The sequence below is a fragment of the Streptomyces sp. NPDC059371 genome, from assembly GCF_042751995.1.
In the GTDB taxonomy this organism is placed as follows: Bacteria; Actinomycetota; Actinomycetes; order Streptomycetales; family Streptomycetaceae; genus Streptomyces.
Map to the genome: position 1 here is coordinate 155057 of NZ_JBHYXD010000009.1, position 4969 is coordinate 160025.

Annotated in this window: 4 protein-coding genes; 2 read left to right on the plus strand and 2 right to left on the minus strand. The window is 71.0% G+C overall.

The features are described 5' to 3' along the window. Positions 1–148 precede the first annotated feature (148 nt). Together ACFXGX_RS08420 and ACFXGX_RS08425 are read right to left on the minus strand one after the other, a co-directional pair. Positions 149–757, minus strand: coding sequence for a DUF1349 domain-containing protein (locus ACFXGX_RS08420; protein ID WP_384786571.1), 609 nt, complete (start codon positions 755–757; stop codon positions 149–151). Positions 758–916: 159 nt separating this feature from the next. Continuing rightward, positions 917–2446 carry an aldehyde dehydrogenase (NADP(+)) gene (locus tag ACFXGX_RS08425; protein ID WP_384786573.1) on the minus strand — a complete coding sequence of 510 codons (1530 nt, stop codon included), beginning with the start codon at positions 2444–2446 and terminating at the stop codon, positions 917–919. 144 nt (positions 2447–2590) lie between these two features. Here ACFXGX_RS08425 and ACFXGX_RS08430 point away from each other — a divergent pair, with 144 nt between their 5' ends. Together ACFXGX_RS08430 and ACFXGX_RS08435 are read left to right on the plus strand one after the other, a co-directional pair. Continuing rightward, entirely contained in the window at positions 2591–3364 is a 774-nt protein-coding gene (locus ACFXGX_RS08430) for an IclR family transcriptional regulator (RefSeq protein WP_382794500.1), read from the plus strand. A 98-nt stretch (positions 3365–3462) separates the two neighbouring features. After that, positions 3463–4914, plus strand: a complete 1452-nt coding sequence (locus ACFXGX_RS08435; RefSeq protein ID WP_384786577.1) for a peptidoglycan D,D-transpeptidase FtsI family protein — start codon at positions 3463–3465, stop codon at positions 4912–4914. Positions 4915–4969 lie beyond the last annotated feature (55 nt).

The window sequence follows — 4969 nt, forward strand, 5'->3', positions numbered from 1 at the left end:
CCCGCGGCCCTCTCCATGTACGTGGTGGTGGTGGGGGGGTCGGGGGGGTGCCCCCCCGGGGGGGTGGGGGGGGGGCCCCGGCACCGGCGCGACAGGGCTCCAGGGCCCGTCCTGGCCGGCGGAACCCGTCCTGGTGCCGCGGCAGGATTCAGCTGCCGTCGCGGAGGTCGCGCGGCCAGGCCGGTCGGAACTCGACGCCGTCGTAGGTCACCACACAGCCCTCCCCCATGGGCGACTGGGTCATGAAGCCCACCAGCGCGGCCCCGGTCTCCTTCTCGTCTCCCAGGGTGAACAGGCGGATGAAGGTCCACCGCTCGCCGTCGCGGGAGGCGTGGAAGGCGAAGGCGCGGCCGGTGCGGCTCACCCGCAGCCAGACGGAACTGCCCTCCACCGTGAAGGAGTTGGCATCGTCGGAGTGTCCCCGGGTGACGACCGTGCAGACGGTGGGGACGTCCGGGGAGTTCTCCAGGCACAGCTTCGCCCAGGCCCGCTCCCCGACGTGGACGTAGAGCACGCCCGCGTCGAAGGCCGCGCCGAAGCCCACCGTCACGCGGGCGATGAGCTGGAAATCTCCCTCAGGCGAACCGAGCAGCCTCGGTGCGTCGGAGGCCGGGTCGAGTCCTTCGCCGGTGGGCGGCACGAAGCGGTCCTGCCGGGGCCCGGCCCAGCCGGTGAGGACACCGTCCTCGTACGACCAGTTCCCGTCGGGGCCGTAGGTACGGAGGGAGAAGGGGAGTTCGGGGAGTGTGACGTCCATGGTCCGAAGTCTCTCAGGTTCCCGGCCGGCCCCTTCGGGAGAAAGGACCGGCCCTTTGCGGAACGGACGGCACCGGAACCGGGCCGCCGCGGAAACCGGGCCGTCATGACACCGGGCCGTCATGACACCGGCACGGCACCTACCCGGTAGGAAACGGCGTCAGCGCTCCAGGCGCCCGTCGTACCGTCGCGGCAGCCCCAGCGGGTTGTCGTCGCGGAGCTCGGGCGGCAGCAGCGCCTCGGGCACGCCCTGGTAGGCCACCGGCCGCATCCAGCGCTCGATGGCGGTGCCGCCGACCGAGGTGGACGTCGAGGTCGTCGCCGGGTACGGCCCTCCGTGGTGCTGGGCCGCAGCGACGGCGACGCCGGTCGGCCAGCCGTTCACCAGGACCCGGCCCGCGAGAGAGGTGAGCTCGGCGAGGATCTCCGCACCGCGCCCCTCGCCCGCGGCCTCCTCCGCGGAGAGCTGCACGGTGGCCGTGAGGTTGCCTGGCAGCCGGGAGAGCACCGCGCCCGCCTCGGACTCGTCCTCGTAGCGCGCCACGACCGTGAGCGGCCCGAAGCACTCCTCCAGGAGCAGATCGTGCTCGCCCTCGGTGGCGAGCCTGCTCGCGGGAACGGTCAGGAAGCCGGGGCTCACCGTGTGCTCACCGCCCGCGCCCGGCGTCACCGGGGCCTGGACGTCCGGGAGCCCGGCGCGCTCGGCGACCCCGGCGATGAAGTTGTCGCGCATGCGGTGGTCGAGCAGGACCCCGGAGGCGGTGTCGCTCACGGCGTCGGTCAGGGACTTCAGCAGACGGTCGCCCGCCGCGCCGGCCGGCGCGAGCACCAGGCCGGGCTTCACACAGAACTGGCCGACGCCCAGGGTCATCGAGCCGGCGAGTCCCGTGCCGATCTCCTCGGCACGCTCGGCGGCGGCGGCCTCGGTGACGACGACGGGGTTGAGGGAGCCCAGCTCGCCGTGGAACGGGATCGGCACCGGACGGGCGGCGGCCGCGTCGAACAGCGCGCGCCCGCCGCGGACGGAGCCGGTGAACCCGGCGGCCGTGACCAGCGGATGCCGGACCAGTTCGACACCGGCCTCGAAGCCGTGCACGAGGCCGACGACCCCGTCGGGGATGCCGTGCCCGGCGGCCGCGCGGCGCAGGACGGCCGCGACCAGCTCGGAGAGCGCCGGGTGGTCGGGATGGGCCTTGACGACGACCGGGCAGCCCGCGGCCAGCGCGCTCGCCGTGTCGCCGCCGGCCACCGAGAAGGCGAAGGGGAAGTTCGAGGCGGAGTACACGGCGACCACGCCCAGCGGCACCTTGAAGCGGCGCAGGTCCGGGATCGGCGGGGTCGCGGTGGCGTCCGGGTGGTTGATCACGACGTCGAGGAAGGCGCCCTCGTCGACGATTCCGGCGAAAGCGCGCAACTGGTAGCAGGTCCGGGCGAGTTCACCCGTGAGCCGGACCGGGCCGAGCGCGGTCTCAGCGTCGGCGGCCTCGACGAGCAGGTCCTTGGCAGCTTCGAGCTGGTCCGCGGCGGAGCGCAGGAACGCGGCGCGCACGGCGCGGTCGGCCAGCGCGGGGCGCGCGTCGTGCGCGGCGCGGACGGCCTCGTCCACCTCTTGGCCTGTGGCCTCCACCGCAACCTGCTCCCGCTGCTTCCCGGTACGGGGGTCGACACTCCAGACTGGTGCTGCTGCCACCGCGGGTCCCTTCAGATGTGATGCCACAGTTCTCACCGAAGTTCTTGTGTCACTCACCAGGGGTGTTCGATATGCTGAACGCTGTCTCTGATGATGAACTTCTGGTCGGAGACTATTTCCCGTCCAACGAAGGGGTCAAGGGCGATGTCGGCAGGCGAGACAGGCGGCGGGGCGCAGGTCAAGTCCGCGGTGCGGACCGTTGAATTGCTGGAGTACTTCGCCGGCCGGCCCGGAATGCATTCCCTCGCCGCGGTCCAGGAGGCCGTCGGATATCCCAAGTCGAGCCTGTACATGCTGCTGCGCACGCTCGTGGAGCTCGGCTGGGTCGAGACGGACGCGACGGGCACGCGGTACGGCATCGGCGTACGGGCCCTGCTGGTCGGCACGTCGTACATCGACGGCGACGAGGTGGTCGCCGCGGCGCGCCCCACCCTCGACCGCCTCTCGGACGACACCACCGAGACGATCCACCTCGCGCGCCTGGACGGCACGAACGTCGTCTATCTCGCCACCCGGCAGTCACAGCACTATCTGCGCCCCTTCACCCGGGTCGGCCGCCGGCTCCCCGCCCACTCCACCTCGCTCGGCAAGGCGCTGCTGGCCACGTACAGCGACGAGCAGGTCCGCAAGATGCTGCCGGAGACGCTTCCGGCGCTGACCGAGCACACGATCACCGACCGGGAGAAGCTCATCGAGGAGCTGCGCCAGGTGCGGGAGCAGGGCTTCGCGGTGGACCGCGAGGAGAACACGCTGGGGCTGCGCTGCTTCGGTGTGGCGATCCCGTACCGCACGCCCGCCCGTGACGCGATCAGCTGCTCGGTGCCCGTGGCCCGGCTCACCCCGGCGCACGAGCAGATGGTCAAGGACGCTCTTTTCGACGCCCGTGACCGGCTCACCCTGGCCACCCGCCGGCTCTGACGGGCGGGGCGGCCGGCCCGGCGGCCCCATGAGGAACCGATGAGAAAACCGGGCGGACGGGAACGATTCACCCCTGATCGCTCGTCCTTCTGGTCGGAATGAACAAGACGATCAGGCGTGCCGCCGTCTTCACTCTGCTGCTCGTGCTCTCTCTGCTGGTCAGGGCGACGTGGGTGCAGTTCTACGACGGCCGGGCACTCGCGGACGGCAAGGAAAACCGACGGAACGCGATCGCGCTGTACGCGAACCCGCTCGGGAACATCATCGTGGCCGGCGACGCGATCACCGGCTCCGCGCAGACGACAGGGAGCGACCTCAAGTACAAGCGGACGTACAAGGACGGCAGCCTGTACGCGGCGGTCACCGGCTACAGCTCGCAGGTCTACGGGGCGACCCAGCTCGAGGGCATCTACCAGAAGCTTCTCGACGGCTCGGACATCCAGCTCAAGAACCCGCTGGACACGCTCACGAACAAGCGCGCCGACCCCGGTGACGTGGTCACGACGATCGATCCGGACGTCCAGAAGGCCGCCTACAAGGCGCTCGGGAACAACAAGGGCGCGGCCGTCGCCATCGACCCGAAGACCGGCAAGATCCTCGCGGTCGCCTCGACGCCGTCGTACGACCCGACGACGATCAGCACCGGCAACAACAGCGTCTGGAAGAAGCTGACGACCGACCCCGACAAGCCGCTGGTCAACCGCGCGCTGCGGCAGCCGCTGCCGCCGGGTTCGACCTTCAAGCTGGTCGTGGCCGCCGCCGCGCTGGAGAACGGGCTCTACGAAGACGTGGACGCCAAGACGGACAGCCCGGACCCGTACACCCTGCCCGGCACGACGACCGTCCTGAAGAACGAGAACGCGTCCGCTCCCTGCGAGAACGCCTCGATCCGGGTCGCGCTCCAGTACTCCTGCAACAACGTCTTCGGCAAGATGGCGGTCGACCTGGGCCAGGACAAGGTCCGGGCGATGGCGGAGAAGTTCGGCTTCAACGACACGCAGCAGGACGTGCCGGTGCGGGCGTACACCAGCGTGTACCCCAAGGACATGGACCGGTCGTCCACGGCGCTGACCGGCATCGGCCAGTACGACGTCACCGCGACGCCGCTCCAGATGGCCATGGTGTCCGCCGCCATCGCCAACGACGGCAAGCTGGTCTCGCCGCACATGGTGTCGCAGACCAGCGACTCCGACGGCAATGTGCTGAAGAACTACGACGACAGCGCGGACACCGGCGAGATCGTCAGCTCGGACACCGCCCGGCAGCTCCGGTCGGCGATGCAGACGGTCGTCGAGGACGGCACGGGCACGAACGCCCTGATCCCCGGCGCGACCGTGGGCGGCAAGACCGGTACGGCCCAGCACGGCGAGAAGAACAGCAAGACGCCGTACGCCTGGTTCACGTCGTTCGCGAAGTCCGACTCGAACGGCAAGGAGGTCGCCGTCGCGGTCATGGTCGAGCAGTCGGACGCGGCGCGCTCCGAGGTCAGCGGCAACGGACTTGCGGCGCCGGTCGCCAAGGCGATGATGCGGGCCGCGCTGAGGAACTGAGGCGCGCCCGGCCCGTACGTGAGGCGGCCCCGCACCCCGTCGGACGGGGTGCGGG